Source organism: Pseudomonas sp. NPDC088885 (genome assembly GCF_044750025.1).
Classification (GTDB): Bacteria; Pseudomonadota; Gammaproteobacteria; order Pseudomonadales; family Pseudomonadaceae; genus Aquipseudomonas; species Aquipseudomonas rustica.
In genome coordinates, this window is sequence record NZ_JBIVJB010000268.1 from 1 (window position 1) to 1,017 (window position 1,017).

The 1,017-nt window shown below is 57.9% G+C and carries 1 protein-coding gene; it reads left to right on the forward strand.

Going from position 1 to position 1,017, the window contains the following annotated elements; all coding sequences use genetic code 11:
- Positions 1-1,009, forward strand: a 1,009-nt coding sequence (locus tag ACIP1X_RS29135; RefSeq protein WP_400756008.1) for an FAD-binding protein, incomplete at its 5' end; no start/stop codon positions are given.
- Positions 1,010-1,017 lie beyond the last annotated feature (8 nt).

The window sequence follows — 1,017 nt, forward strand, 5'->3', positions numbered from 1 at the left end:
GGTTACAGAAGGTTGCCGTGGTGAAGGTGGTTACCTGATCAACAAGCACGGCGAGCGTTTCATGGAGCGTTATGCTCCGAACGCCAAAGACCTTGCCGGTCGTGACGTTGTTGCTCGCTCGATGGTTAAAGAAATCATCGCCGGCAACGGTTGCGGCCCGAATGGCGACCACGTACTGCTCAAACTCGACCACCTGGGCGAGGAAGTACTGCACAGCCGTCTGCCAGGCATCTGCGAACTGTCGAAGACTTTCGCACACGTTGACCCGGTTGTTGCTCCGGTTCCGGTTGTTCCGACTTGCCACTATATGATGGGCGGCGTTGCCACCAACATTCATGGTCAGGCGATCACCCAGGACGCTGAAGGCGTCGACAAGATCATCCCGGGCCTGTTCGCTGTAGGCGAAGTGGCTTGCGTATCGGTTCACGGTGCCAACCGTCTGGGCGGCAACTCGCTGCTCGACCTGGTGGTATTCGGCCGCGCTGCCGGCCTGCACTTGGAAAAGGCGCTGACCGACGGCATCGAATACGACGACGCTACCGAAGCCGACATCGAAGCTGCCCTGTCGCGTCTGAACGCGCTGAACAGCCGTACTGATGGCGAAGACGTGGCAACCCTGCGTCGCGAGCTGCAGAACTGCATGCAGAACTATTTCGGTGTATTCCGTACTGGCGAATACATGCAGAAAGGTATCGCTCAGCTGGCTGACCTGCGTACCCGCATCGCCAACGTGAAGATCAACGATAAGTCGCAGGCGTTCAACACTGCCCGTATCGAAGCGCTGGAACTGCAAAACCTGCTGGAAGTGGCTGAAGCTACTGCCATCGCTGCCGAGGTTCGTAAAGAGTCGCGCGGTGCTCACGCCCGTGAAGACTTCGAAGACCGTGACGACGAAAACTGGCTGTGCCACACCCTGTACTTCCCGGGTGACAAGCGCGTCACCAAGCGTGCCGTGAACTTCTCGCCGAAGACTGTTCCGACTTTTGAACCTAAGATTCGGACTTATTAAGGGTGGCC